Source organism: Acinetobacter sp. YH12041, assembly GCF_013419975.1.
Taxonomy (GTDB): Bacteria; Pseudomonadota; Gammaproteobacteria; order Pseudomonadales; family Moraxellaceae; genus Acinetobacter.
Genome location: NZ_VOZC01000006.1, coordinates 113,509 through 137,864 on the forward strand (window position 1 = coordinate 113,509; position 24,356 = coordinate 137,864).

General features: G+C 43.6%; 26 protein-coding genes. 13 read left to right on the plus strand and 13 right to left on the minus strand.

What is annotated here, in order from left to right; translation table 11 throughout:
- The first annotated feature begins 13 nt into the window (after positions 1–13).
- Positions 14–577: a hypothetical protein gene (locus FTU00_RS07000; protein WP_004787012.1), complete on the plus strand. Its 564-nt coding sequence runs from the start codon at positions 14–16 to the stop codon at positions 575–577.
- A gap of 223 nt (positions 578–800) precedes the next feature.
- Here FTU00_RS07000 and FTU00_RS07005 read toward each other — a convergent pair whose 3' ends face one another.
- Positions 801–1,133: a HopJ type III effector protein gene (locus tag FTU00_RS07005; protein ID WP_180032186.1), complete on the minus strand. Its 333-nt coding sequence runs from the start codon at positions 1,131–1,133 to the stop codon at positions 801–803.
- A 165-nt stretch (positions 1,134–1,298) separates the two neighbouring features.
- On the opposite strand from FTU00_RS07005, the gene crcB reads away from it, so the two are divergent.
- Complete coding sequence (gene crcB / locus FTU00_RS07010; protein WP_180179414.1) at positions 1,299–1,679, plus strand: fluoride efflux transporter CrcB; 381 nt, start codon at positions 1,299–1,301, stop codon at positions 1,677–1,679.
- A gap of 77 nt (positions 1,680–1,756) precedes the next feature.
- Here crcB and FTU00_RS07015 read toward each other — a convergent pair whose 3' ends face one another.
- Positions 1,757–2,008, minus strand: a complete 252-nt coding sequence (locus FTU00_RS07015; RefSeq protein ID WP_004787006.1) for a type B 50S ribosomal protein L31 — start codon at positions 2,006–2,008, stop codon at positions 1,757–1,759.
- Positions 2,009–2,105: 97 nt separating this feature from the next.
- The gene (locus tag FTU00_RS07020; protein ID WP_004787005.1) at positions 2,106–3,404 is read right to left on the minus strand and encodes an AarF/ABC1/UbiB kinase family protein; all 1,299 of its coding nucleotides are present in this window, start codon (positions 3,402–3,404) and stop codon (positions 2,106–2,108) included.
- 288 nt (positions 3,405–3,692) lie between these two features.
- Between FTU00_RS07020 and FTU00_RS07025 the strand changes: the two genes are divergently transcribed.
- Positions 3,693–3,899, plus strand: coding sequence for a DUF1737 domain-containing protein (locus FTU00_RS07025; protein WP_034701512.1), 207 nt, complete (start codon positions 3,693–3,695; stop codon positions 3,897–3,899).
- Positions 3,900–3,929: 30 nt separating this feature from the next.
- Here FTU00_RS07025 and FTU00_RS07030 read toward each other — a convergent pair whose 3' ends face one another.
- Together FTU00_RS07030 and FTU00_RS07035 are read right to left on the minus strand one after the other, a co-directional pair.
- A complete protein-coding gene (locus FTU00_RS07030; protein WP_180179415.1) occupies positions 3,930–5,288 on the minus strand; it encodes an MATE family efflux transporter in 1,359 nt (452 codons plus the stop codon).
- Positions 5,289–5,328: 40 nt separating this feature from the next.
- Positions 5,329–5,787, minus strand: coding sequence for a DMT family transporter (locus tag FTU00_RS07035; protein ID WP_004786999.1), 459 nt, complete (start codon positions 5,785–5,787; stop codon positions 5,329–5,331).
- Positions 5,788–5,913: 126 nt separating this feature from the next.
- Here FTU00_RS07035 and hemW point away from each other — a divergent pair, with 126 nt between their 5' ends.
- A complete protein-coding gene (gene hemW, locus FTU00_RS07040; RefSeq protein ID WP_180047847.1) occupies positions 5,914–7,068 on the plus strand; it encodes a radical SAM family heme chaperone HemW in 1,155 nt (384 codons plus the stop codon).
- Positions 7,069–7,172: 104 nt separating this feature from the next.
- On the opposite strand, the gene FTU00_RS15560 is transcribed toward hemW, so the two are convergent.
- From FTU00_RS15560 to hemF, 7 genes are all read right to left on the minus strand, one after another.
- Positions 7,173–7,328, minus strand: coding sequence for a hypothetical protein (locus tag FTU00_RS15560; protein ID WP_257229792.1), 156 nt, complete (start codon positions 7,326–7,328; stop codon positions 7,173–7,175).
- Positions 7,329–7,334: 6 nt separating this feature from the next.
- Positions 7,335–7,457 carry a hypothetical protein gene (locus FTU00_RS15565; RefSeq protein ID WP_257229793.1) on the minus strand — a complete coding sequence of 41 codons (123 nt, stop codon included), beginning with the start codon at positions 7,455–7,457 and terminating at the stop codon, positions 7,335–7,337.
- 378 nt (positions 7,458–7,835) lie between these two features.
- Complete coding sequence (locus FTU00_RS07050; protein ID WP_004786992.1) at positions 7,836–8,045, minus strand: cold-shock protein; 210 nt, start codon at positions 8,043–8,045, stop codon at positions 7,836–7,838.
- Between the two features lie 359 nt (positions 8,046–8,404).
- The gene (locus FTU00_RS07055) at positions 8,405–10,228 is read right to left on the minus strand and encodes an acyl-CoA dehydrogenase C-terminal domain-containing protein (RefSeq protein ID WP_180179416.1); all 1,824 of its coding nucleotides are present in this window, start codon (positions 10,226–10,228) and stop codon (positions 8,405–8,407) included.
- A gap of 386 nt (positions 10,229–10,614) precedes the next feature.
- The gene (aroE, locus tag FTU00_RS07060) at positions 10,615–11,403 is read right to left on the minus strand and encodes a shikimate dehydrogenase (protein WP_180179417.1); all 789 of its coding nucleotides are present in this window, start codon (positions 11,401–11,403) and stop codon (positions 10,615–10,617) included.
- 98 nt (positions 11,404–11,501) lie between these two features.
- Entirely contained in the window at positions 11,502–11,708 is a 207-nt protein-coding gene (locus FTU00_RS07065; RefSeq protein ID WP_004786985.1) for a hypothetical protein, read from the minus strand.
- 150 nt (positions 11,709–11,858) lie between these two features.
- Positions 11,859–12,806 (minus strand): oxygen-dependent coproporphyrinogen oxidase, encoded by a 948-nt coding sequence (hemF, locus tag FTU00_RS07070; RefSeq protein ID WP_180179418.1) that lies wholly within the window; start codon positions 12,804–12,806, stop codon positions 11,859–11,861.
- 241 nt (positions 12,807–13,047) lie between these two features.
- On the opposite strand from hemF, the gene hemN reads away from it, so the two are divergent.
- Positions 13,048–14,421 (plus strand): oxygen-independent coproporphyrinogen III oxidase, encoded by a 1,374-nt coding sequence (gene hemN, locus FTU00_RS07075; protein WP_180179419.1) that lies wholly within the window; start codon positions 13,048–13,050, stop codon positions 14,419–14,421.
- Between the two features lie 136 nt (positions 14,422–14,557).
- Here hemN and ribA read toward each other — a convergent pair whose 3' ends face one another.
- A complete protein-coding gene (ribA, locus tag FTU00_RS07080) occupies positions 14,558–15,160 on the minus strand; it encodes a GTP cyclohydrolase II (RefSeq protein WP_004786979.1) in 603 nt (200 codons plus the stop codon).
- Between the two features lie 311 nt (positions 15,161–15,471).
- Here ribA and dxs point away from each other — a divergent pair, with 311 nt between their 5' ends.
- The 8 genes from dxs to FTU00_RS07120 all read left to right on the plus strand — a co-directional run bounded on the left by dxs (position 15,472) and on the right by FTU00_RS07120 (position 24,296).
- Positions 15,472–17,382, plus strand: a complete 1,911-nt coding sequence (gene dxs / locus FTU00_RS07085) for a 1-deoxy-D-xylulose-5-phosphate synthase (RefSeq protein ID WP_180069722.1) — start codon at positions 15,472–15,474, stop codon at positions 17,380–17,382.
- 114 nt (positions 17,383–17,496) lie between these two features.
- Positions 17,497–18,327, plus strand: a complete 831-nt coding sequence (locus FTU00_RS07090) for an inositol monophosphatase family protein (protein WP_004786976.1) — start codon at positions 17,497–17,499, stop codon at positions 18,325–18,327.
- A gap of 529 nt (positions 18,328–18,856) precedes the next feature.
- Positions 18,857–20,662 (plus strand): DEAD/DEAH box helicase, encoded by a 1,806-nt coding sequence (locus FTU00_RS07095; RefSeq protein ID WP_180179420.1) that lies wholly within the window; start codon positions 18,857–18,859, stop codon positions 20,660–20,662.
- A 405-nt stretch (positions 20,663–21,067) separates the two neighbouring features.
- Positions 21,068–21,886: an ABC transporter ATP-binding protein gene (locus FTU00_RS07100; protein WP_005233709.1), complete on the plus strand. Its 819-nt coding sequence runs from the start codon at positions 21,068–21,070 to the stop codon at positions 21,884–21,886.
- Positions 21,883–22,662 (plus strand): lipid asymmetry maintenance ABC transporter permease subunit MlaE, encoded by a 780-nt coding sequence (mlaE, locus tag FTU00_RS07105; RefSeq protein WP_004786970.1) that lies wholly within the window; start codon positions 21,883–21,885, stop codon positions 22,660–22,662. The genes FTU00_RS07100 and mlaE overlap by 4 nt, the downstream gene beginning before the upstream one ends.
- Positions 22,662–23,339, plus strand: coding sequence for an outer membrane lipid asymmetry maintenance protein MlaD (locus FTU00_RS07110; protein WP_179992763.1), 678 nt, complete (start codon positions 22,662–22,664; stop codon positions 23,337–23,339). Before mlaE ends, FTU00_RS07110 begins: the two co-directional genes overlap by 1 nt.
- An 18-nt stretch (positions 23,340–23,357) precedes the next feature.
- Positions 23,358–23,993, plus strand: a complete 636-nt coding sequence (locus FTU00_RS07115; RefSeq protein ID WP_004786965.1) for a phospholipid-binding protein MlaC — start codon at positions 23,358–23,360, stop codon at positions 23,991–23,993.
- Positions 23,994–24,005: 12 nt separating this feature from the next.
- Positions 24,006–24,296 (plus strand): STAS domain-containing protein, encoded by a 291-nt coding sequence (locus FTU00_RS07120; RefSeq protein ID WP_180179421.1) that lies wholly within the window; start codon positions 24,006–24,008, stop codon positions 24,294–24,296.
- The last annotated feature ends 60 nt before the right edge of the window (positions 24,297–24,356 follow it).

Sequence of the window (24,356 nt, forward strand, 5' to 3'; positions counted from 1 at the left end):
TAAAGACAGAATTATGTTCAAACATCTTCGATACTATGCTTTGGCGGCCAGTCTTTTACTACCGCTTTATGGTCACACTTCTGTAGACCATAATGTTGCCAAAGGACTGCCACCGATGGCTAAAGACCAATCTATTTCAGTCTTGCAGCCGTTTAAAGGTGATTTCCGCATTCTGGGATCAAAAATTTATACCGACGATGAGCAGGCCAAGTTCTCTCCGATCGATTATGCGGTGAGTTGGGGGCTGTTTGCACAACCTGAAATTGCCCGGCACATTACAGTCAACCAGTATAACCGTTACCTGAACTGGAAAATGGATCGCGTGCCAGTGCCTATTGAACAGGCTAAACAGATGGTATCCAATATGCACATCATCCCTGCCAATCCACAAATTGCCAAAGCAATTAAACAGGTAAAACGTGGGGATCTGGTGCGTTTGCAAGGGGAACTGGTGGAAGTACGTGATAAAGACCTCGTCTGGAAATCCTCTTTAACTCCAACCGATACCGGTGATGGCGCTTGTGAAGTGTTTCGGGTCAGCTCAATCAAGTGGATTGAGAAAGTGGGTAAAGGTTAAAACTGGAAAACTTATGGCTTTCTGAAAGGGTCGCTTGGAGTGTTTCAGGGTGACCAGGCTTTATTGATATTTAATTTATTTTTAGCCTTATAGTTTTTCATTTTTAAAGTGAACTACTTCTTCCAAAAAATAATTTTAATCTTAAATATGAATGTCATTTTGTTCTGTTATTTTGATATAAAAAACCGCCAGAAATAGGCGGTTTTTTATTTTAAAGACATGCTTATTTGGCAACCAGTGCTTCACCTTCAAAGGCAATGCCATCCCAGCCATTTTGCATGAACTGGCGGATATTCTGATGATCCGTTGCTTCTGGTGTGGCCAGTACAGCCGCATAGTGTTCTGCAAACAGGCTCAAGGTTTGTGCCTGATCTAGGCCATTCAGTTTGGCAAATGAAAATACTTTGGCACTGCCTTGGTTTTCAGTGGCAGCATTAGCCTGTTGGCCATTTTTAAAAGCAGTAGGTGTATGAGCATAGTGCGCATCGATATATGCAATCACATCTGCAAATTTAGCTTCGCCCGCAGCCAATTGAGCCAGTAATTCCTGAGCCATGTGGATTCCCTCTAACTTAAATCAATTTGAATGGCGTCGAATATACCAATTTTTTGGCAAAGGTCCATGTTCATTCTGCAATTTTAGGTGCATGATGTTATTCATTATTCTCGTCCCACATGGTGGCTGAGAAAAGGTTTAAGATCGAGTAAAGACGGAGTAGACATGAACTGGCTTTTGGTGGCAATGGGCGGGGCAATCGGGGCAACACTGCGTTATGGAGCAGGAATGTTGATTGCCAAGCCACAGATGCTATTTCCGTGGCCGACCTGGTGGATCAATATTATAGGCTGTCTGTTTGCCGGGATTTTCTTTGCCCTTAGCCAGAAATACAGTTTCCTGCAAACTGAAGCACGGCTATTTTTGATGGTAGGCATCTTGGGCGGCTTTACGACTTTTTCCAGTTTTAGCCTAGAAACTTTTCAGCTGCTTAAGCAGGGTGCAGTCACGATTGCCCTCAGTTATGTGATCTCTAGTGTGATTGTCGGAGTATTGATGCTGGGTGTGGGCTTCTATTTAACTCAGCTGGCTTTAGCGCAGGCATAAAAAAGTCAGGAAATTGGAGGTAATTTCCTGACATAAACCGCGATTTAAATTGAGAGTAAAAATCGGAGGTTTTAAGTTTAACCACGTTTAAAACGGGCAAAACGTTTGTTAAAGCTCGCTACGCGACCTTCATTACTGGTTTGACGTTGCTCACCGGTATAAAACGGATGTGAAGCACTCGAAATATCCAGGGTGACATAAGGATAGGTCTTACCTTCATATTCCTTGGTCTGGCTAGAAGTCATGGTGCTGCCAATCACGAAGTAGGCATCAGCATTGGTGTCATGAAATAAAACTTCTCGATATTCGGGATGAATGTCTGGACGCATCGTAATATTCCTCTTGTAATTTAAGAGTAATGTTATAATGTAACATTTGATATTTCAAGTGAAGTAGGGTTACAGCTTGTAAGCTTATTACTTCAACTTAACTGCGACTTGGCACGATTTCTTCAAATACATCACTCAAATCATCATGTACTTTCAAATGAATCAAGTTCCAGTATTGTCCGGAAATAGTACGGTTTACCATCAGGGTATCCGGCGACGGTTTGAATACATCCCAATATTTCAGAGAAGGTTTGAGCAATTCCATTCCATCATGATGTGCTGAGTTTTCAGCAAAATCATAATTAGTGGTTAAAGGACGCATCAGCACTTCTAGCCATTGCTCATACAGATCGGCCGGGAATTTTCCGGTTTCTGTCAGGGTATGCAAGGCATCCAGTTGCTGTTCAATGGTCGAAATATCCTTGTCACGGGCTGCATGGATCAACTCTTTGAAATGAGTAATGATCTCGGTAGAAAGCGTTTTAACACCGCCGTAATCGTAAATAATCACCGAGCCATCTTCACGGAAGGCAAAGTTCCCTGGATGCGGATCACAATGGAAACGTTTCAGATAGAAAATTTCCTGACCAATCGCACGGAATAAACGGCGGCCTAGGGCATTACGGGTTTCTAGCGGCCATTGGCTGGCTGTTTCCATACTTTCACCCTGTTCCAGGCTTAGGGTCAGAATATGGCGGGAAGAATATTCACTAAATACTTTTGGAATCACAATTTGGTGATCGAGTGATTCATGAAAGGCACGTGCCACTTCCAGATTCTGAGCTTCAATTTCATAATTGAGTTCATTGTCCAGACTATGCTGGATTTCCTTGAATAGCTGATCCTGCAATTTGCGGTCAATTTTTAGTACACCCATCAAACGCAAGGCCAGACGAACCTGTTTCAGGTCACTTTCACAGGCTTCTTCCACTCCCGGATATTGCACCTTGACCACAACCTGCTGGCCATCGGGTAGAGTCGCTTTATGCACCTGTCCGATCGAGGCTGCGGCAAAAGGCTGCTCATCAAACTGCTGGAATAGGTCCTGCAAAGATTTACCTAATTCTTTTTCAACCTGTGACTGAATCTCTTTAAATGGCATCGGTGGAGCCTGACGCTGCAATTTGGAAATGGCTCGAGCAACTTCAGGCGGGAAAATATCTTTATATTGCGAGGCAATCTGGCCGACTTTCATCACCGCACCTTTCATTTCCCCCAAGGTATCAGCAATCTGTACTCCAATATCCTGAAATAATTTACTGCGTGCAGCATTTTTCTGCTCTTCATCCGCAGTTAAATTTTTAATCGAATTGGATAGGGTTTTACTTGCAATACTTGCGGTCATTCCAGCCAATTTCATAAAGCGGCGACCAGGCGTTCGAGCCGTTTTTGCCATGCGAGATTCCTCAAAATCACCATTTTTATGGGTGTATTTGATCATAGGTGACAAACTATAAATTGCCTATATTTAATTGTAGATGTTATGTTGCAAAGCTTCTCAAAGTATTCATATTTACTTGATATTGTTCACTTGATTTATGCAATTTTTAAACCATCTTGGTGTCTGTACGGCAGTTTTTGAATCAATTATTTAATTATTCTGGAGAGAGCAAAGCATGATTTTTGAGTTCCTTTCCATGATGAAAGTCTTAAAATAATCGCATCTCAAGATCAAGAAATTTCAATGAAAGTCTATCGATATTTTACTGGTAAAGATGATGTGAATTTTTGTGCCCGTGTGACCAAGGCACTCAATGAAGGCTATGAACTTTATGGTGCACCGACCATGACCTTTAATGGAACAGATGTCATTGTCGGGCAAGTGGTGATTAAGGAAGTGGCGGATGAGTCGGAAATTCCACAGGGATTAAAAGATGCGTTAAATCAGTAATTCAATGCATCTTTTTAAATAATAAGAGGATTAGGCATGCTGGCTTAAACGTTTATTATTACCATAAAGCCGTGCCAGCAATAAAACACAGGCCACGCTCAGACCGACAATCAGACCGACCCAGACGCCTGCCGCACCCATATCTCCAAAACGGGATAGATAAACCCCTACAGGAAAGGCAATCACCCAATAGGCAATCATGGTGATCCACATGGGACCTTTGGTATCCTGCATGCCGCGTAAGCAACCTGCAGCACTGATCTGCCAGGCATCCATCAGCTGATAGGCCACAGCAAAGAGCACCAGATAAAGCGCAATCTGGGTCACCATAGGATCAGAGGTATAAAGCGCTACGATTTCACTACGGAACACCCAGAGTAATAACATGATGAGCAGAGCCAAAATCGTCGCGGTCATCAGACCTAAGCCTTGCACTCTACGCATGGCATCCCAGTTCTGTTCACCATAATAAGTTCCCACCCGAATGGTTAGTGCAATGGCGAGAGACATCGGAATCATGAACAGCTGTGAGGTAACAGAAATAGCAATCTGGTGAGCGGCCACAATGGTTTCACCCAATGGGCTCAAGACTATCGCTGCGGTACTAAAAATACTCACTTCAAAGAAAATTGCCAGTCCGATCGGAAAGCCCAGCTTTAAAATCCGTTTCAGCCAATATCCGTTCAGCTTTTCCCAGTGACTAAATGGCTGACTATTTTGATAAACCCGATTTTTAAAAATATACAGTGCCAGACTCATTAACATGAGCCACTGCAGAATTGCGGTGGCAAAACCACAACCGGCACTGCCCAGTGCCGGAATAGGGCCAACTCCATACATAAAAATGAAGTTTAATGGAACCAAAAGCAGTAGCGCCATGAGGCTAATAGCAGTGACCGGACGTGGATAACCAATGGCTTCAGAATAACCACGTAAAGCCGCATACATGGTCACAGCAGGCATACCAAAGCCGATGGCATGTAGGAACAGACCAGCCTTAGGTTGCAAGCTTTCTGGGACACCTAGTAAAGGTAAAGAGAGGGGCAAAACTTGTAAAACCAGACCCGCAATCACCCCAAGGATGAATGCGACCCATAATGATTGTCGCGCAATTGTGGCAATTTTCTCAGGTGTACGTGCGCCTTTGGCTTCCGCCACTAAAGGTGTAGTGGCGATCATGATGCCACTGAAGAGTAGCATGACTGGAATCCAGAGGCCGACACCAACCGCAATCGCTGCCAGATCAGTTGGTGAGAGACGCCCGGCCATAATGGTATCAATCAGGCCCAAACCTGCCTGGGAGAATTGTGTGACCAGAATGGGCAACATCAGATGGAACAGCTGTTTTAATTCATAACGACGGGTTGTGGCTGTCAAAACATTCGACACAAAAATTACTCATTAGTGATCATGTGCTTAGAGATAAGGTTTAGCGTTGTAAAGTGAGAAGCACACCAATAAAAATCACCACGCCACCTAAAAGACGTTGCCAGTTCACCGGCATTTTTTCATTGCCCAGCAGACCAAACTGATCGACGATCATGGACATCACCATCTGACCAAAAATAATCATTCCGGTCAGTGTCAGGAAGCCCATTTTAGGTGCAGCATAAATGCTCATGCTGATCGCATAAACACCCAAAAAACCACCTAACCAGAGATACCAGGGAATTGCCATCAGCTCCTGTAAGCCTGGTTTGGGATGTGACTGAAACAGCACGATGCCGGCAAGTACTATTGTACCAATCAAAAAGGAAAAAAATGCAGCTTGAATAGGAGAATATAAATATTCTTTTAATTGGGTATTAATAGCCGTCTGTAAGGTCAGCAAGACCCCGATTGCAAAGACCAAAGGCAATAAAATAAGGAGCTGGGAGGATATTTTCATAATTTTAACTATCTAATTCTATTTAAATTTTTAAGCATTAGGTGATGGCGATTTTAATTTTAGCAGTGTTGTTGCCGAGTCATGTTAAAATTACGCTAGATCTTGTAGTTGTTTTTGAGTAGTTCTTTGGCTGAATTGAATCCTGCACTTATTCCCTTATCCCTGTATATCCATATGCCGTGGTGCGTACGTAAATGTCCGTATTGTGACTTTAACTCGCATGCCGTGCCTGATGGGGAATTGTCTCTCGAGCTGGAGCGGGAATATCTGCATGCGCTGGTAGAGGACTTTAAAACTCAGGTTGATTTTGCCCAAGGCCGTTCGATTCATAGTGTATTTATCGGTGGGGGAACGCCATCACTGATCTCTGCTGCAGGTTATCAGTGGCTGTTTACCGAACTGAAAGCACTGATTCCTTTTGAAGAGAATTGTGAAATCACACTGGAAGCCAATCCAGGTACGGTGGAGCATGATCCATTTGCTGGCTATTTAGCAGCTGGTATTAATCGTCTTTCTATTGGCGTGCAAAGTTTTAATACCGAGCATCTGAAAAAGCTGGGCCGAATCCATAGCAATAAAGATGCGATCTCGGCGATTGGCCTAGCGCGTGACGCAGGGTTTCAGCGGATCAATGTTGACTTGATGCATGGCTTGCCTGAACAGACACTAGAGCAGGCACTCAATGACCTGAAACTGGCAGTCGAGAATGGTGCTACGCATATTTCCTGGTATCAGTTAACTATTGAGCCGAATACTGTGTTTTTCCGTACTCAGCCGATTTTACCGGTCGATGAAGTACTGGAAGAGATTCAGGAACAGGGCGAGGCTTATTTAAAAGCCAATGGCTTTATCAATTATGAAGTCTCTGCCTGGCGTAAAGAATTACCATCGGCACATAACCTGAATTACTGGCAATTTGGTGATTATCTGGCCATTGGAGCAGGGGCGCATGGCAAAGTGACTCAACCGGATGGTGTTTACCGTTTCCAGAAAACCCGTTTGCCTAAAGACTATTTAGCCAAAGTGCCAGCCGAACATTTGCAGTTTAAGCGCATCGAAGCGGCAGATATGCCGTTTGAATTTATGATGAATGCCTTACGTTTAAATGAGGGTGTGGAAGCGAAGCTTTATCTTGAACGAACAGGCTATAGTCTGGATACACTGGATGAATTGCTGACTTCATTGCGCCAACGTCAATTAATGGTAGAAGATGCAGAACGTCTGGCATGTACTGAGCAAGGTCACATCTTTTTAAACTCTGTGCTGGAAGAGTTTCTTTAATTGCCTAATCTATCCGAATAATTAATCCAGTTTAAAAAGAAAAAGCCCGATGAGTTACATCGGGCTTTTTCTTCTCTCTCCACTATGCATTTAAGCCATTCGGATTAACGATACTTAGGTGGCAACTTGTGATGCGGGCCATTGTGATGATTTTTGTTGAAGAAGCCTTTATGGTCTTTCTTGCCAAACTTATCATGACGATCATGCTGGTTAAAATGCGCTTTAGGAGGTGCTTTATGGAAACCCCCTTTATGCGGCATTGGTTTCTAATCAAAATGATGCGCTGCTGGCGTTGGATGACGATGATCCGGTCCAGGAGCTGCCATTACTGACATGGTAGCTGTTGTTGCGATCAAGCCAATCATTAAAGAAGAAACTAATTTTTTCATGATCATACTCATATTTATTCAATGAGTTCATCATAGGAGTCAGTGATGTAGGGAAGATGGAGCCGTAGACAAGACTTTTGTAAATTTCAGAATTTCTTTCAATTCCGTATATAAGTAATTAATAAATAACAATTTTTATTAAAACTTCTATATTTTTATGTGCAATTTTTGATTTTAAAATCATCAGAATTCTTCTCAGTTTCTTCATATTTTAACATGACTAAAATCAGATGAAGAGATTTGGGACAAGATGATGAATGAAAAGCGAATATTTTTAATTATCTTTAAAATTTAATTAATTGATCTGGAAACTAAAATTAGTCAATTTAAGGTACAAAAAAAGCACTCTAATGAGTGCTTTTTTTCATCTTCGCAATATTAGATTGCAGTGATGTTAGTCGCTGTAGGACCTTTTTGGCCTTGAGCTACGCTGAAAGAAACCTTTTGGCCTTCAGCTAAAGTTTTGAAACCTGAACCTTGGATTTCGCTGAAGTGAGCGAAAACGTCTGGACCATTGTCTTGTTGAATGAAGCCAAAACCTTTAGTTTCGTTGAACCACTTTACTGTACCGGTAACTGTGTTAGACATAATATAACCTATTGAATCTTATGGATTTATAGTCAAAATTTCAGATGACTAGCTGTAACTTTGAAAAATAAAAAGGATGGAGCTTATTGATCTTTAAAACGAAGGTTTATGACTAAAACTGCGATACTTAAAAGAAGACTAACCAAAACAAGAATTTTTCTAGTTATCGCCATCATACCCTGTATTTATAGATATTCAAGTAAATTATATGGATTATTTAATAGACGTCTGAAAATTATAGATATAAATTTGTGTAGTTTGTGTACGCAGCAGATTTTTCTTTGTATCAAGTCATCATTTTGACATATGAAAAAGAGCGCCGTAGCGCTCTTTTTAAAGCTAAAACCTAAGTTTTTGACTTAGTAATCAAAACTGAAGTGTTCTGATGCCAGTGAAGTCATGGTTTTTGATGGGTTCACCATCGCTTCAGCATGGCCTTGGGCACGCGGCAATAAACGCTCAAAGTAGAAATCAGCAGTTTTGATCTTCGCTTTATAGAACTCTGGAACTTCTGCACCATCACCAGCAACCAGTTTCGCTGAAGCCACCGCAGCTTGTTGTGCCCAGAAGTAAGCCATCATTACATAGCCTGAGAACATCAGGAAGTCCACAGAAGCAGAGGATACGATGTCACGGTCTTTACGTGCTGCCAGCATGATACGTACAGTTAACGCATTCCACTGTGCACATAGCTTGGTCAGGTCCCAGGCAAAACGGCGCATGTATTTATTGCGTGCATGCTGTCCACAGAATTTCAGAATTTCAGCGGTGTAATCACGAATCACTTTACCTTTAGAGGTTAGCAGGACCTTACGACCAATCAGGTCAAGTGCCTGAACGCCAGTCGTTCCTTCGTACAGGGTAGAGATACGTGAGTCACGAACGATTTGCTCCATGCCCCATTCTTTGATGTAACCATGACCACCAAATACTTGCATACCGTGGTTCGCTGCTTCATAACCCATTTCAGTCAGGAAGCCTTTCAGAATAGGGGTATAGAAACCTAAGTGATCATCCTGCTGTTCAAATTCAGCAGTATCACCACGCAGCAGGGCATCATTCATGTTATCTGCGATTTGTGCTGCATGATAGATCATGGCACGACCACCTTCAGCAATCGCTTTCTGGGTCAACAGCATACGGCGCACATCGGCATGGTGGATGATCGCATCCGCCACTTTTTCCGGATCTTTTTTACCAGACAGGGCACGCATCGACATACGTTCTTTGGCATATGGCAATGCACCCTGGAACGATAATTCTGCATGACAGATACCTTGAATTGCGGTACCAATACGCGCGGTATTCATGAAGGTAAACATGGCATGCAAGCCTTTGTTTGGCTCGCCAATTAAATAACCTACTGCATTGTCAAAGTTTAGTACCGCTGTTGCAGAGGCACGGATCCCCATTTTGTGTTCAATCGAACCACAGTTCACCGCATTGCGTTCACCAATACCGCCATCTTCAGTGGCAATGAATTTCGGTACGATGAACAGGGAAATGCCTTTAGTGCCTTGTGGCGCATCTGGAAGACGTGCCAAAACGATGTGCACGATATTTTCAGTTAAATCGTGTTCACCCGCAGAAATGAAGATTTTAGTGCCAGAAATCGCATAAGTACCATCAGCTTGCGGTTCTGCTTTAGTTTTTACCTGACCCAGGTCGGTACCACATTGTGGCTCAGTCAGACACATGGTTCCTGACCAGGTACCTGCAACCAGATGCGGTAGATAGGTGTTTTTCTGCTCGTCAGTACCATACTGGATGATGGTATTGATACAGCCCACGCTCAAACCTGGATACATCTGGAAAGACCAGTTTGCTGTACCCATCATTTCGGATTTGATCAGGTTTAAAGACATCGGCAGGTTTTGACCGCCAAATTCTTCAGGATAAGACAGACCTTGCCAGCCACCTTGCACGAACTGATCATAAGCTTCCTTGAAGCCTTTCGGTGTGCGTACTTCGCCATTTTCAAAATGACAGCCTTCTGCATCGCCGGTCTGGTTCAGTGGAGAAAGTACATTTTCACAAAAATCTGCCGCACCTTCTAGAATCATGTCTACCGTATCTGCATCGGCATATTCGCCATTTGACAGTTTTTGGTAATGTGCAGGGTAATCAAGCACTTCATTCATTAAGAAGCGAATATCACGTAAAGGAGCTTTATATGCTGGCATGCGTTTAATCCTGATTAAAATAGTTTTGGATTATCTGTATCGATTCTATGATTATTCACATTGGGGATAAAAAAACATTGATAAAGACAACAAATAAAAATGTCAGAAAAGCGAATCGAGAAGATCAGACAAGTTTAAAGATTAAATAACGGAACTCTCCATCTTTAAATAAGGCACTTATATTGAAAAATGCTTATCTGTCTGGACTTTAATCAATATTTAGGGAGATTGTCTAGGGGTATTTTTGTATGAATTGTACACGAATGTTAGGGGCTAATCATTGGATAAATCATGTCATTAAATCCAATTTAATTTTATTATTTTTAATGAAAGGAAAAGAGTGAACGGATTAATGGCTAACCCGTTCATCTCAAAAATATTCAGAATTAAAGAAAATCTTTCAGCTCAGGTTTTACTCCGTTCCAGATATAAAAAGATTCAATGGCCTGACCGACTAGCATGCCGAAACCTTCAGAGGTAGGGACGCCACGGGCTTTGGCTTGATCTAAGAACGTGGACGGTTTGCCATAGGCCATTTCATAGGCATGTTTAAACTGTAGAGCTTCAGGTAGTACCAGCGCATCACCACTAAGACTGGCAGAAGTCGCATTAATCACGATATCAAACTCACCGGCTAAATCAGTTAAGGCAATGGCTTGTAACTCCGCTTGAGGCACAGCGTCTTTTAGATCGGCAACCAGTTGTTCTGCACGTGACAAAGTACGGTTAGCAATAACAATCTTCTTCACACCAGCCTGTACCAATGGATAGATCACGCCGCGGGTCGCGCCACCAGCACCAATAATCAGGATATCGGTATTTTCCAGAGTCCAGTCAAGAGCACGAATAGCCTCGACTAAGCCTTGTCCGTCAGTATTGTCACCATGCAGAATGCCATCTTTCATCCATAGGGTATTCACGGCTTTGGCGATTTTGGCGCGTTCGGTAAGGACCTGGCACTGGGCAAAGGCCTGTTCTTTGAAGGGCACAGTCACATTCATGCCAATACCGCCCTGAGCAAAAAATTCCTGGATATTGGCTGTGAAACCATCCAGAGGGGCAAGGCGTTTGGTATAGGTCAGATTGACCCCGGTTTTGGCAGCGAAAGCCTGATGCAGTTCAGGAGAGCGTGATTGTTCGATGGGGTTGCCAATGACGGCAAATTGCTTGCTCATTTCACCATGTCCATGTGCGGAAATGGCCATTAATATACGTGAAAATGCAGGAGGGCTAAAGCCTGTCAGCAGTGAAAAGCAGGCTAAAGATTAAAGGTTTAGGAACTGCAAATCTCAATAATATGTTCGACAAAAAGCAAGGCCATACTAAATAAGGTTCCGGCAATCGTGAGAACACTCACAGAAATGGCAACTACATCTAGAATCAGGTTATGACTGATGACAGCGGTACTAATCGCACTAATACCAAGCGCCAGAAATAGCCAAAAGGCCAACGTAGCAGGATTAAGGTGAAGCTTAAACATTGTTATTTTTACCTAGCAGAATTTATCTTTATCAGAGTCAAGATCAAGGAGTAGATCCTGAAATATCTTTCTGAGTTGCAGTATAGAGGATTTATCCATTAAAAAAGCCCTCGATCTGAGGGCAATTTGTATTTAAATATTTTGATTGCTTTATTTTGTTTTTAATTCTGTTAACCAGTCATGTGGTTTAAGGTAGTAATTGGTCAAGCGTTTTTCTGGTGATCCTTCGGCCCATTCCGGACGGTATAACCAGCCGGTAAGAGGTGGCAGGCTGACTAGAATTGATTCAATCCGGCCACCCGTCTGCAGGCCAAACAGTGTGCCCCGGTCATATACCAGATTGTATTCCACATAACGGCCACGACGATACAGCTGGAAATCACGTTGTGCTTCAGTATAAGGCTTGTCTTGGTTGCGCTGGAAAATTGGCAGAATGGCTTCTAAATAGCCATTGCCTACAGCTTGCATATACTGAAAACAGGTTTCAAAATCCCATTGATTCAGGTCATCAAAGAATAGGCCGCCGACACCGCGCTGCTCATCACGGTGTTTTAGATAGAAATACTCATCACACCATTTTTTATGTTCCGGATAAACCTCTTCGCCAAAAGGTGCACATAGATCATGCGCCGTCTGGTGCCATGAAAGCACATCTTCATCATTTGGATAGAAAGGGGTGAGGTCAAAACCGCCACCAAACCACCAGATCGGATTCTGACCTTCTTTTTCCGCCACAAATAAACGTACATTGGCATGTGAGGTCGGGACATTCGGATTTTTAGGATGGATGACTAAAGATACACCCATGGCTTGGGCTTTAGCTCCGGCTATATTCGGATGACGTTCAGTGGCAGAAGCCGGCAGTTTAGAAATATTGATGTGAGAGAACATCACACCGCCTTTCTCAATTACCGTACCATTTTGCAGCACACGTGAACGGCCGCCGCCACCTTCAGGACGTTCCCAGTCATCAATCACAAATTCAGCTGTACCGCCACCGGCACGTTCCTGCTGTTCCAGCGCGGCACAAATCCGGGCTTGCAGGTCGAGGAGAAAATCGCGAACGCGTTGAATATCTGCAGAGGTAGGATGCTGCATCAGAACCCTCATAGGGAAATAAAAAGACTGCTTACATCAAAGCATAAAATGGCCTAAAAATTAAGGTGTTTTTCTGGATGCTCACCATCTGTAACAACATTCAACCTAATGTTTTAGAAGGATGTGTAGTGCATTAAATCCGACCAGACTACTAGGTTGAATTCTTTTTTTGAGCTCCGCACAATAACCTCAACAGCGCTTATGCAGCGCATTAACCTGACTGATAAGGTGGTAGGCATTCATGACTGTGCAGGCAAATTCTCTCATTCAAAAATATAATGTCCCCGGTCCTCGCTACACCAGTTATCCAACCGTACCTTATTGGGAAGAGTCAGGATTTTCACTAGAGCTTTGGAAGCAGACACTAAAACGTTCTTTTCAGGAGTCGAATGCGACTGAAGGCATTAGCCTGTATATCCATCTGCCATTTTGTGAAAGTTTATGTACCTTTTGTGGCTGTCATAAACGGGTGACCAAACGTCATGAAGTCGAGCAACCTTATATACAGGCTGTGCTGAAAGAATGGGAGCTGTATTGTAAGTTATTAGAAGAAAAACCCATCATCAAAGAAATTCATCTCGGCGGTGGGACACCGACGTTCTTTTCTATTGAACATTTAACCCAGCTGATTCAAGGTATTTTGTCCAAAGCCAAGATTACAGCAGAGCATGAATTCAGCTTCGAAGGTCATCCAAACAATACCACGCGTGAGCATTTGCAAGGCTTGCATGACCTGGGTTTTCGTCGGGTCAGTTATGGCGTGCAGGATTATAATGAAACCGTACAAAAAGCCATTCACCGGATTCAGCCTTATGAAAATGTTAAACAGGTGACTGAATGGGCACGTGAAATTGGTTATGAATCGATTTCGCATGATCTGGTTTTTGGTCTGCCATTTCAAAGCCTGGAGGATGTCTTAAATACCATCGATCAGACCAATTCCCTATTACCAGACCGTCTGGCCTTATATAGCTATGCACATGTACCTTGGATTAAAGGGAATGGCCAGCGCGGTTTTAAAGATGCTGATGTACCCAAAGATGAGATCAAGCGTCAATGTTATGAAGAGGGTAAGAAAAAGCTCCTGGCGCATGGTTACCATGAAATTGGTATGGATCATTTTGCGCTAGAAAAAGACAGCATGTACCAGTCCTTTCAGTCTGGGACTTTGCACCGTAATTTTATGGGTTATACCGCGTCTAAAACTCAGGTGATGATCGGACTCGGAATTTCTTCGATTAGTGATAGCTGGTATAGCTTTGCGCAGAATGTGAAAACCATTGAAGAATATTATGAACTGCTAGAGCAGAATCAGATTCCAGTGGTGAAAGGCCATATCCTGACTCAGGAAGATCTGATTATTCGTAAACATATCCTGAATCTGATGTGTAGCTTTACTACTTCTTGGGCAAAACCTGACATGAAGTTTGCTGAAATTGATGAAGTTCTAAAGCAGTTGGTGGAAATGCAGCAGGATCAGTTGATCAAAATTGAAGACTCTTCAGTCACGATTTTGGAGAAAGGGAAACCATTTGTACGCAATATTTGCATGGCTTTTGATTTACGTTTAAAGCGTCGCATGCCAGAGAACCGGATTTTCTCGATGACGATTTAAGAATCCCTCTTATTAAGAATCCCTCTTAGGATCTTATAAATCCCTCCAAACCTCCCTTTAAAAAAGGGAGGCTTTCCTATACTTATATAAAAGGAAATTTCCCCTCTTTGAAAAAGAGGGGGCAGGGGAGATTCTTTTAAAAATCTTCCTTCTGATACATATGTGCCATACGCTCATGCTTAGTTTTGAGGTATTGCTCATTGAATGGATTCAGACCCACAGTGAGTGGCACGCGATCAACCACATTGATACCTTGTTCTTTGAGTGCATCAATTTTTAAAGGGTTATTGGTGATCAGGCGGACGGCTTTTACACCTAGGTGATCCAGCATGATGCTGCACATATCATATTGACGTGCATCTGCCGGTAAATTCAGCATTAGGTTGGCATCGACCGTATCATGTCCCTGGTCTTGCAAGGCGTATGCACGGATTTTATTGGTCAGGCCAATTCCGCGTCCTTCCTGACGTAAATAAAGAATGACACCGCGACCCACTTCATTAATCAGTTTTTGTGTTGCCTGGAGTTGAGGGCCACAGTCGCATTTTAATGAAGCAAAGGCATCACCGGTTAAACATTCAGAATGTACACGGACCAGCACAGGTTCATCACTTGGTTCTTCTAAGCCTTTAGAAAGAGCGACATGTTCTTCGCCAGTTTTAGGGTCTTGAAAAACAGTAATTTTAAATTCGCCATGAGCGGTCGGTAATCTTGAAGTTGCGACAAATTCGATAGGCACAGCTGAACCCGTAAAATCCTAATAAAGTAGCTAAAGTATAGCGTAATGCTTAAACATTAGTAGAATTGCTCAGCTGAATTTATGAAGAACATTTTCTTTTTTGTAGAAAGCGAACGATAATAGTTGATAAATAGTAAGATTATTCAGGATAATCGTAGCCTGCAAATTTTTCACCCCGACGAGATCGCTGTTTAATATTGCATCGCTAGAAGCGTAGCTGAATTGAAGCTGCTACAATTCAACTATATGATCGGTTATTCCCCATTGACCTAGCTTAAGATTTTGCCAGGCTTTAGAAGGCTTTGCCATATATGCTGTATACAGAAATACCAACTCAACGCCCTGTAACACCGTTGCTTGATGCGATCGATCATCCTGAGCAACTGCGTGCACTCGAGCAAAGCCAGCTCACACAAGTGGCGGATGAGTTACGTCAATTCATTTTGTATGCTGCGGGTCAGAGTGGTGGACACTTTGGGGCCAATCTGGGTGTGATTGAGCTTACTGTCGCTTTACATTACTGCTTTAATACGCCACATGATCGCCTGATCTGGGATGTGGGTCATCAGGCTTATCCGCATAAGGCGTTGACCGGACGTCGTGAACAGCTCACTACAATCCGTGCAAAAGATGGTCTGGCCGCATTTCCGGCGCGTGAAGAATCCGAATTTGATACTTTTGGGGTAGGGCATTCATCTACCGCAATTTCTGCTGGCCTCGGCATGGCTCTGGCGCGTCGTTATCAGAACAATCCGTGTGAAGTTGTATCAATCATTGGTGATGGGGCCATGACAGCAGGTATGGCCTTTGAGGCTATGAATGATGCTGTGGCACATCAGGCTGACCTGATGGTGGTTCTGAATGACAATGATATGTCGATTTCATGTAGTACTGGTGGTTTTGCCAAGCATCTCGCTGCAATCTGGGAACGTGGCGAATTCGTCAATGTGACTGAAGATGGTGAGGCTTATGTACAGCCACATCCGGAATGGCTATATAACTCGCGTTTACATCAGGCTGCAACTGATGCCGCAGATAACCTGTTTAAAGCCATTGGTTTTGATTATTTTGGTCCTTATGATGGCCATGATGTTAAACAGCTGGTACACGTTTTTAAAGCCTTGAAAAAACGTACCGGTCCACGCCTGATCCACATCTATACCAAAAAAGGTAAGGGCTTTGCGCCAGCAGAATGTGACCAGATTAAATACCACGCGATTAGCAAACTCAATGCAGTTGCAGCCCCTAATCCAGCACCGAAATATTCGGATGTATTTGGACAATGGTTATGTGATGAAGCAGCACAGGATAAACGCCTATTGGCGATTACTCCGGCAATGTGTGAAGGTTCAGGCATGGTGCAGTTTGCCAAAGAATATCCTGAGCGTTTCTTTGATGTTGCCATTGCAGAACAGCATGCAGTAACGCTTGCCGCTGGTATGGCTTGTGAAGGTTTAAAACCGGTCGTCGCAATTTATTCAACTTTCCTGCAACGTGGATATGATCAGTTGGTCCATGATGTAGCGCTGCAAAATCTGGATGTGACGTTTGGGATCGATCGTGCCGGTCTGGTTGGTGAAGATGGTCCAACGCATGCCGGTGCCTATGACTATGCCTATATGCGTACCATTCCGAATCTGGTGATCATGGCACCAAAAGATGAGAATGAATGCCGTCAGATGTTGCATACGGCTTATCTGTATCATGGTCCGGCAGCAGTGCGTTATCCGCGCGGGAATGGACTGGGTGTGGAAATCCAGAAAACCATGACCGAGATGCAGATCGGTCAGGCAGAATTGTTGCTCAGTCTGAACGAACAATATGATGAATATGTTTCGATTCTAGCATTCGGTAGTCGAGTTCAAGCTGCAGTTGAAGCTGCTCAAGTATTTGCCAGCAAGCATGATGTGGGTGTACGCGTGGTAAATATGCGTTTCATCAAACCACTGGATACCAAAATGTTAAACCAACTGGCCCATTCAACCAGCCTGTTTGTTACTGTTGAAGAACATGCAGTCATGGGCGGCGCAGGAAGTGCAGTGAATGAGTATCTGGCTGAAGCTCAAATTGTTAAACCAATCCTGAATCTAGGTTTAGCGGATAGCTTTATGGCACAAGCAACACATAGTCAAATGTTGCAACAGGCAGGACTTGATAGCCAAGGCATTGAAAAATCAATCAATGAAGCCTGGTCAAAGCTAGGTCAAAGCGTCCTGTTATAAACTCTTAAAAAGTTTCGACACATTTTTTCCCAAAAAGCCCGGATATTTGCTAAAATATGCGGGCTTTTATGCATTATTCTTTATCAGTATCTTCAAATTTGTAGTGGGTGTTCAATGGAACCTATGGTGGTGATGGCTGCGCGTGCGGCTCAATTAGTTGGTCAAGAGCTTTTAAAAGCGCATCAAAATCGTCATAAACTCGATCTGCAAGTCGAAGAAAAAGGCATTGATGGTCCGGTAACGCGTGTAGATCGTTATCTGGAACAGTTGACCATCGATACTCTACGTAAAAGCTATAAAAATCACAGTTTCCTTGGTGAAGAATTTGGTCTGCAAGAAGGTAAAGGTCACGACGCTGATTGGTGTTGGGTGATCGATCCACTTGATGGCACACTAAACTTTATCAACGGTTTTCCGCATTTCTGTATCTCTATCGCAGTTCAGCACAAAGGTGTAACTCAACACGGTGTTATTTATGACCCGGTGAAAGATGAGCTATTCTCTGCGAGCCGTGGTCGTGGTGCGATGCTGAACCAGCGCCGTATCCGTGTAAATGTTAAAGACAGTCTGAACAATACTTTCCTGGCAGTAGGTCATGCTTACCGTACTAAACGTAATGGTGAAGTAGTCTCTTATGCCAAGAATCATTTTGATGCATTGCTCAATGTGACTGAAGCAGGTGCACAATTCCGTCGTGGTGGTTCAGCTGCCTTGGATCTGGCTTATGTCGCTGCTGGTCGTCTTGATGGTTACTTCGAGCTTGGCTTGAAACCTTGGGATATTGCAGCAGGCGAGTTAATCGTGAAAGAAGCGGGCGGTACTGTGGTTGATGCGCGTGGTGGTAGCGATTCTATGGAAAATGGTCAAGTTTTGGCTTGTTCAATGAAAATGCTGAAACCTCTTATGCAAGCAGTTGTTCCTGCTTGGGGTGAGGCAGCGAAATAATCGGGTTTAACGCCGTAAATCGAATATTAAAAAGGTATCTCTCGGGATGCCTTTTTTATTTTTTGAAAATAATTACGGGATAAATATCTTCATATTTAGATGATTCACAGCATTGATAAAAAGAAAATTGACCGGCCGGAGAATTAATTACATTTCTTTTCTTGGTTAAGTCTTGGAAATTGATGAAGAAATTAGCAGTTAAACAAAATAATCTGAAAAGCGGATGACTTTATGAATAATCCTGCTATAATCTGCGCACGCACTTAATTTCTGTTCGTTACCTGAACATTTCTCTTCTTATCATTGTGTATGCGCGTGCGGTCCAAAGAGAGGACGATATCTCGCGCCCCAATCGCTAAAGCGATTCCTTCAGGTTATGCCGTAATCATGCGTGCGTTATATCACATCGTCGTTACTCGGATCGCCGCTGAATCATCTCTTTTCAGCGTTTAATTGCTGTACCGCTTTTTGTCGATGTCCATTTGACTTTATTTTTAATGGAGCACCCAATTTCCGGGTGGAATACTCTATGAGCAAAACTTTTGCTGAATTTTCTTTGCATGAATCGTTACAACAAGCCCTTCAAGGCTTAGGTTTTACTACTCCGACTCCTGTACAAGAACAATCTATCCCTGCTGCACTAGAAGGTAAAGACCTTTTAGTATCTAGCCAGACAGGTTCGGGTAAAACCGCTGCGTTCCTTCTCCCAACTTTGAACGCACTTGCTAACCAAGATACTTTCGTACCATTTAAAGAACGTATGAAAGCGGTGACTCAACCGACTATTCTGGTGATTTCACCAACTCGTGAATTGGCACAACAAGTATGCCAAGACGCGATCGCATTTGTACGTCACATGAAAGGTGTTCGTATTGCTGCAATTATGGGTGGTATGCCATTTGGTAAACAAATCCAGCAGTTAAAAGGTGCACAGGTTGTTGTAGCAACTCCAGGCCGTTTACTTGACCTTGTTAACCGTCGTCAAATCAAACTTGACAAAGTTGACTCGCTGATCGTCGACGAAGCTGACCGTATGCTGGATCTTGGTTTCTCTGAAGACCTGGAAGCAATCGGTGACTTGGCTGCAAACCGTAAACAAACACTGATGTTCTCTGCAACTTTCGCTCCACGTATCATTACCCTTGCTGAACGCATGATGAATGAACCAGAGCGTATTGCAATTGAAACTGGTCACTCTACCAATACTGACATTACCCAGACTTTACACTGGACTGATGGCTTTGAGCACAAGAAAAAACTTCTTACTCACTGGTTAAACGAAGAAGATGTTGATCAGGCAGTGGTCTTTGCTTCTACTCAAGAAGATACAGATATGCTGGCTGAAGAACTTGCTGAAGCAGGTTTATCAGTTGTTGCTCTGCATGGTGCGATGCCACAAACCGTTCGTAACCGTCGTCTGCGCAGTATCCGTGAAGGTCGTGCAAAAATCCTGGTTGCAACTGACGTTGCAGCACGTGGTCTAGACGTACCGACAATCTCTCACGTGATCAACTTTGGTCTTCCTATGAAGAACGAAGACTATGTACACCGTATCGGTCGTACAGGTCGTGCGGGCCGTACCGGTAAAGCAATTACTTTAGCGACTTATCGTGAACGCGGTAAAATCCGTGCACTAGAAGACTTCCTTGAAGCTCGTCTAAATGTATCTGAAATTGAAGGTCTTGAGCCATCTCCACCTCCTGCACGCGGTAGCCGTGATGGCGCTGGTCGTGGTCGTGGCGGTCGTCGTGATGGCGGTCGTGGCTTCGGTGGTGGTCGTCGTTTCGAAGGCGAGAGCAATTTCAAACGTCGTGAAGGTGGTGATGACCGTCCACGTCGTAGCTTCGATGACAAACCTCGTGGCGAACGTCCTGCGTTCAGTGGTGAAGATCGTCCACGTCGTGATTTCAATAGCGATCGTCCTCGTCGTGAAGGCGGTTTCGGTGATCGTCCACGTCGTGACTTCAATGAAGACCGTCCACGTCGTGAGTTTAATAATGATCGTCCGCGTCGTGACTTCGGTGACCGTCCTCGTTTCGAAGGTAATGATGACAACCGCGGTAACCGTGTAGATTACAAACCACGTCGTGAAGGTTCATTTGGTGACCGTCCAAAACGTGATTTCGGTGATCGTCCAGCACGTCGCGAAGGCGGTTTCGGTGATCGTCCAGCACGTCGCGAAGGTGGTTTCGGTGATCGTCCAGCGCGTTCATTCGGTGATGACCGTCCAAAACGTGACTTCGGTGACCGTCCAGCGCGTCGCAACTTTGATGACAAGCCACGTGGCGAGCGTTCATTCGGTGAAGATCGTCCACGTCGTAAATTCAATGACTAATTGAATAATGTCTGAAAAAAACCAGCCTGAGTGCTGGTTTTTTTATGCATTGATTTTTTGTTTTTTCAGCATAAAATGCCTACTTCATCAACTTTTTCTGGGTTTATGATGATCCGTAATCTGAAAGTGTCTTTTTATAGTCTTTCATATTATTGAGGGGTACATGTCCTACATTGCGGTAACTTTGCTTTTGTGCAATCTGATTTATTATGTATATCGTTTTTTAAATGGATCATAGTCTGTTAAAATCGCGTCGAAATAAAATTTTTGATTACTAGAAATATATGGCCAAGCATGGAGCATTATGTTTTCCATGAACTTGACCCTTCATTTTCAAATGCTAACATGTTGAACTTCGTTCTTTTGTCATATGCATGCTGAAAAAATGCAGGAATAAACTCAGCTATGAAAAATCAAACAGCGCAGGATCCTCAGTCTTTGATTGAAGTCAAGAATTTGAGTTTCAAGCGGGGTGAGCGTGTAATTTATGACGATGTCAGTTTAAACATTCGTCGCGGACAGATTACTGCCATTATGGGACCTTCCGGAACTGGTAAAACTACTTTGTTGAGATTGATCGGTGGGCAACTGACGCCTGAACAGGGTCAGGTTTTACTGGACGGTAAAGATATTGCCAAGATGTCCCGTTCCGAGCTTTTTTCTGCACGTGCACGTATGGGCATGCTGTTCCAAAGTGGCGCTCTGTTTACTGACATGAGCGTCTATGAAAATGTTGCCTTTCCGATTCGTGCGCATACCAAATTGCCTGAACATCTGATTGCTGAAATTGTGGCTTTGAAACTCGAGTCAGTAGGACTACGTGGGGCAGAGCAAATGATGCCTTCAGAGCTGTCTGGCGGGATGAATCGCCGGGTGGCTTTGGCTCGGGCGATTGCACTGGACCCTGAACTGATCATGTACGATGAACCTTTTGCCGGGCAGGATCCGATTGTGATGGGGGTTTTAACTCGACTAATCCGCTCTCTACGTGAAGCACTGGATTTAACAACCATTATTGTTTCGCATGATGTGGCAGAGACTTTATCGATTGCCGATTACATTTATGTAGTCGCAGAAGGCAAAATCCAGGGTGAGGGCACAGCAGAGGAATTGAAAAATCATCCTTCAGCCTTTGTGCAGCAGTTCCTAACCGGTTCGGTTGAAGGCCCGGTAGATTATCAGTTTAGTCATCAGGCTTATTTAAGTGATGAGGTACGTTCATGAATGCCATTGCTGCCTTAGGTAGACGCGTTATTGAACGTGTTCAGGGAATTGGTGTTGCAACACTGATGCTGTTGCAGATTCTCTTTTCCATGCCGACCTGGCTTGGAGTAAAGCTGTTTGTTTATCAGATGTATCGGGTTGGGGTGCTGTCACTCTTGATCATTGCGGTATCTGGCCTGTTTATTGGTTCGGTACTCGGTTTGCAGATGTATACCATCCTGTCGACATTCGGTAGTGAAGCGATGCTTGGTACTGCAGTGGCTTTAACCTTGTTACGTGAATTGGCACCTGTGGTTGCTGCCTTACTATTTGCGGGTCGTGCCGGTTCTGCTTTAACTGCCGAAATTGGACTGATGAAAGCGACCGAGCAATTGTCCAGTATGGAAATGATCGGGGTCGATCCCTTAAAACGGGTGATTTCACCACGCCTTTGGGCCGGTATTTTTAGCTTGCCCATGCTCTCTGTGATCTTTGCTGCGGTCGGGATTATGGGCGGAAAAATGGTGGGTGTTGATTTTCTGGGTGCAGATGAAGGCGCATATTGGAGTGGCATGGAAAGTACCGTGCGATTCTATAAAGATGTCCTGAATGGCACCATTATCAAGAGTTTTGTTTTCGCATTAATTTGTACCTGGATCGCGGTTTATCAGGGTTATGCCTGTGAACCAACATCAGAAGGTATCGCAACTTCTACAACACGTACGGTCGTCTATTCTTCGCTGTGCGTATTAGGTTTTGATTTCGTGTTGACTGCGGTCATGTTCGGAGGTATTTAATGAAATCACGTACTAGTGAGCTGGCCGTTGGTGTTTTTGTCATTCTTTTTGGTATCGCCCTGTTCTTTTTGGCGATGCGTGTTAGCGGTCTGGTAGGCACCAATATTTCTGATAGCTATCAGATGACAGCGACTTTTGAAAATGTAAATGGCATCAAACCACGTGCTAAAGTTGCTTTAAGTGGGGTGAAAGTCGGTCAGGTTGATAAAATTACGCTGGATCCAGTGACTCGTTTAGCCACTGTCCATATGACGCTAGATGGCTCTCTGACTTCTTTTAATGCCGAGCAGCTCAAGCAGGTTCAGCAGGAAGCATTGGAAGAGTTACGTTATAGTTCAGACTATACCGCAGCCGATCTTGCGCAACAAAAAACAATGGAAAAACAACTATTAGATAACATGAAATCCATCACCAATATTGATGAAGATGCTTACATTATGGTAGCAACAAATGGTTTATTGGGTGAAAAGTATCTGAAAATTATTCCAGGTGGCGGTCTGACTTACTTGAAACGTGGTGAGCAGATTGCGAACACTCAAGGCACCATGGAAATTGAAGATTTAGTGACGAAATTTATTACCGGTGGTGCCGGAAAATCGTCAGATAGTCAGGAAAGTGCCTCAGAAGAAGCTGCATTTTCAGAAACAACAAATGCAGAACCGGCATTTGTTGAATAACAGATTGAGGAGATTTGAGTGAAGACTTTAGTAAAACAAACGCTTGCTGCAAGCATTCTTTCAACAATGGTTGCTGGTACAGTGTTTGCTGCACCGTCTGAAGCCCCACCTGCTTTTATTAAAAGAGTTGCAGACAATTTGATTGATCGTCTTAAAACCGATCATGCCAAATTGCAGAATAATCCTGCGCTTGTGAAAACGATTGTCCGTCAGAACCTTGACCCGTATATCGATTCACAATCGTTTACCCGGATTGTGATGGGGACTTATGCGACCAATCAGTATAGTACTGCGGCGCAGCGTGCACAGTTTGAAAAGAACTTCCGTGAAACCCTGATTGAAAATTATGGTACGGCTTTCTCTAAGTTCAGTAACCAGACTTACAGCGTTCGTCCTTATAAGGCGACTAACAGCAAAAATCCTGTGGTGACTATCGACTTTAATAACAAAGGCGAGAAAATCCCGGTTGCCTTCCAGTTAGTTGATAAAGGTTCACAATGGAAAATCCGTAACATCAATGTTTCTGGTATTGACCTAGGTCTGCAGTTCCGTAACCAGTTTGCGGCTACAGTAAAACGTAATGGTGGTAACCTGGATAAAGCCATTGCTAACTTCAAGCCAGATGCTGAAGCGGCGATTGACAAGAAAAAATAAGATAGGTGAGCTGTGATTCAATTCAATAATCAGGAACTACAGGTTTCAGGCAAGATTGAAGCTGACAACGCGCAGAACTATTACCTAGATGGTCTGCGTGTCATTCAATCACAGGATAAGTTTCCTGTGGTAGTTAATCTAGCTGGACTTGAGCAGGGTAGTACTTTGGCTTTGGCTGTTCTGGTGCGATGGTTGCGCCAGACTCCGCAAGCACGAGGGCTACAGTTTAAAGCAGTTCCTGAAAAAATGATGAAGATTATTCAGGCCTGTCATTTGCAGGATGATTTACAGATCATTCAGTAAATAAAAAAGCACCGAAAGGTGCTTTTTTATTGTTTTTCAAATAAGCATGAATCAGATGAG

Coding starts and splice junctions, on each gene's coding strand:
- FTU00_RS07100 (WP_005233709.1), top strand. CDS start 21,068: ATGAAAAATCAAACAGCGCAGGATCCTCAGTCTTTGATTGAAGTCAAG.
- FTU00_RS07065 (WP_004786985.1), bottom strand. CDS start 11,708: ATGTTTAAGCTTCACCTTAATCCTGCTACGTTGGCCTTTTGGCTATTT.
- FTU00_RS07035 (WP_004786999.1), bottom strand. CDS start 5,787: ATGAAAATATCCTCCCAGCTCCTTATTTTATTGCCTTTGGTCTTTGCA.
- FTU00_RS15565 (WP_257229793.1), bottom strand. CDS start 7,457: ATGAAAAAATTAGTTTCTTCTTTAATGATTGGCTTGATCGCAACAACA.
- crcB (WP_180179414.1), top strand. CDS start 1,299: ATGAACTGGCTTTTGGTGGCAATGGGCGGGGCAATCGGGGCAACACTG.
- hemN (WP_180179419.1), top strand. CDS start 13,048: ATGACTGTGCAGGCAAATTCTCTCATTCAAAAATATAATGTCCCCGGT.
- FTU00_RS07055 (WP_180179416.1), bottom strand. CDS start 10,228: ATGCCAGCATATAAAGCTCCTTTACGTGATATTCGCTTCTTAATGAAT.
- dxs (WP_180069722.1), top strand. CDS start 15,472: ATGCTGTATACAGAAATACCAACTCAACGCCCTGTAACACCGTTGCTT.
- FTU00_RS07025 (WP_034701512.1), top strand. CDS start 3,693: ATGAAAGTCTATCGATATTTTACTGGTAAAGATGATGTGAATTTTTGT.
- FTU00_RS07110 (WP_179992763.1), top strand. CDS start 22,662: ATGAAATCACGTACTAGTGAGCTGGCCGTTGGTGTTTTTGTCATTCTT.
- FTU00_RS07005 (WP_180032186.1), bottom strand. CDS start 1,133: ATGGCTCAGGAATTACTGGCTCAATTGGCTGCGGGCGAAGCTAAATTT.
- FTU00_RS07000 (WP_004787012.1), top strand. CDS start 14: ATGTTCAAACATCTTCGATACTATGCTTTGGCGGCCAGTCTTTTACTA.
- aroE (WP_180179417.1), bottom strand. CDS start 11,403: ATGAGCAAGCAATTTGCCGTCATTGGCAACCCCATCGAACAATCACGC.
- FTU00_RS07015 (WP_004787006.1), bottom strand. CDS start 2,008: ATGCGTCCAGACATTCATCCCGAATATCGAGAAGTTTTATTTCATGAC.
- FTU00_RS07090 (WP_004786976.1), top strand. CDS start 17,497: ATGGAACCTATGGTGGTGATGGCTGCGCGTGCGGCTCAATTAGTTGGT.
- FTU00_RS07050 (WP_004786992.1), bottom strand. CDS start 8,045: ATGTCTAACACAGTTACCGGTACAGTAAAGTGGTTCAACGAAACTAAA.
- FTU00_RS07095 (WP_180179420.1), top strand. CDS start 18,857: ATGAGCAAAACTTTTGCTGAATTTTCTTTGCATGAATCGTTACAACAA.
- FTU00_RS15560 (WP_257229792.1), bottom strand. CDS start 7,328: ATGCCGCATAAAGGGGGTTTCCATAAAGCACCTCCTAAAGCGCATTTT.
- mlaE (WP_004786970.1), top strand. CDS start 21,883: ATGAATGCCATTGCTGCCTTAGGTAGACGCGTTATTGAACGTGTTCAG.
- FTU00_RS07020 (WP_004787005.1), bottom strand. CDS start 3,404: ATGGCAAAAACGGCTCGAACGCCTGGTCGCCGCTTTATGAAATTGGCT.
- hemF (WP_180179418.1), bottom strand. CDS start 12,806: ATGCAGCATCCTACCTCTGCAGATATTCAACGCGTTCGCGATTTTCTC.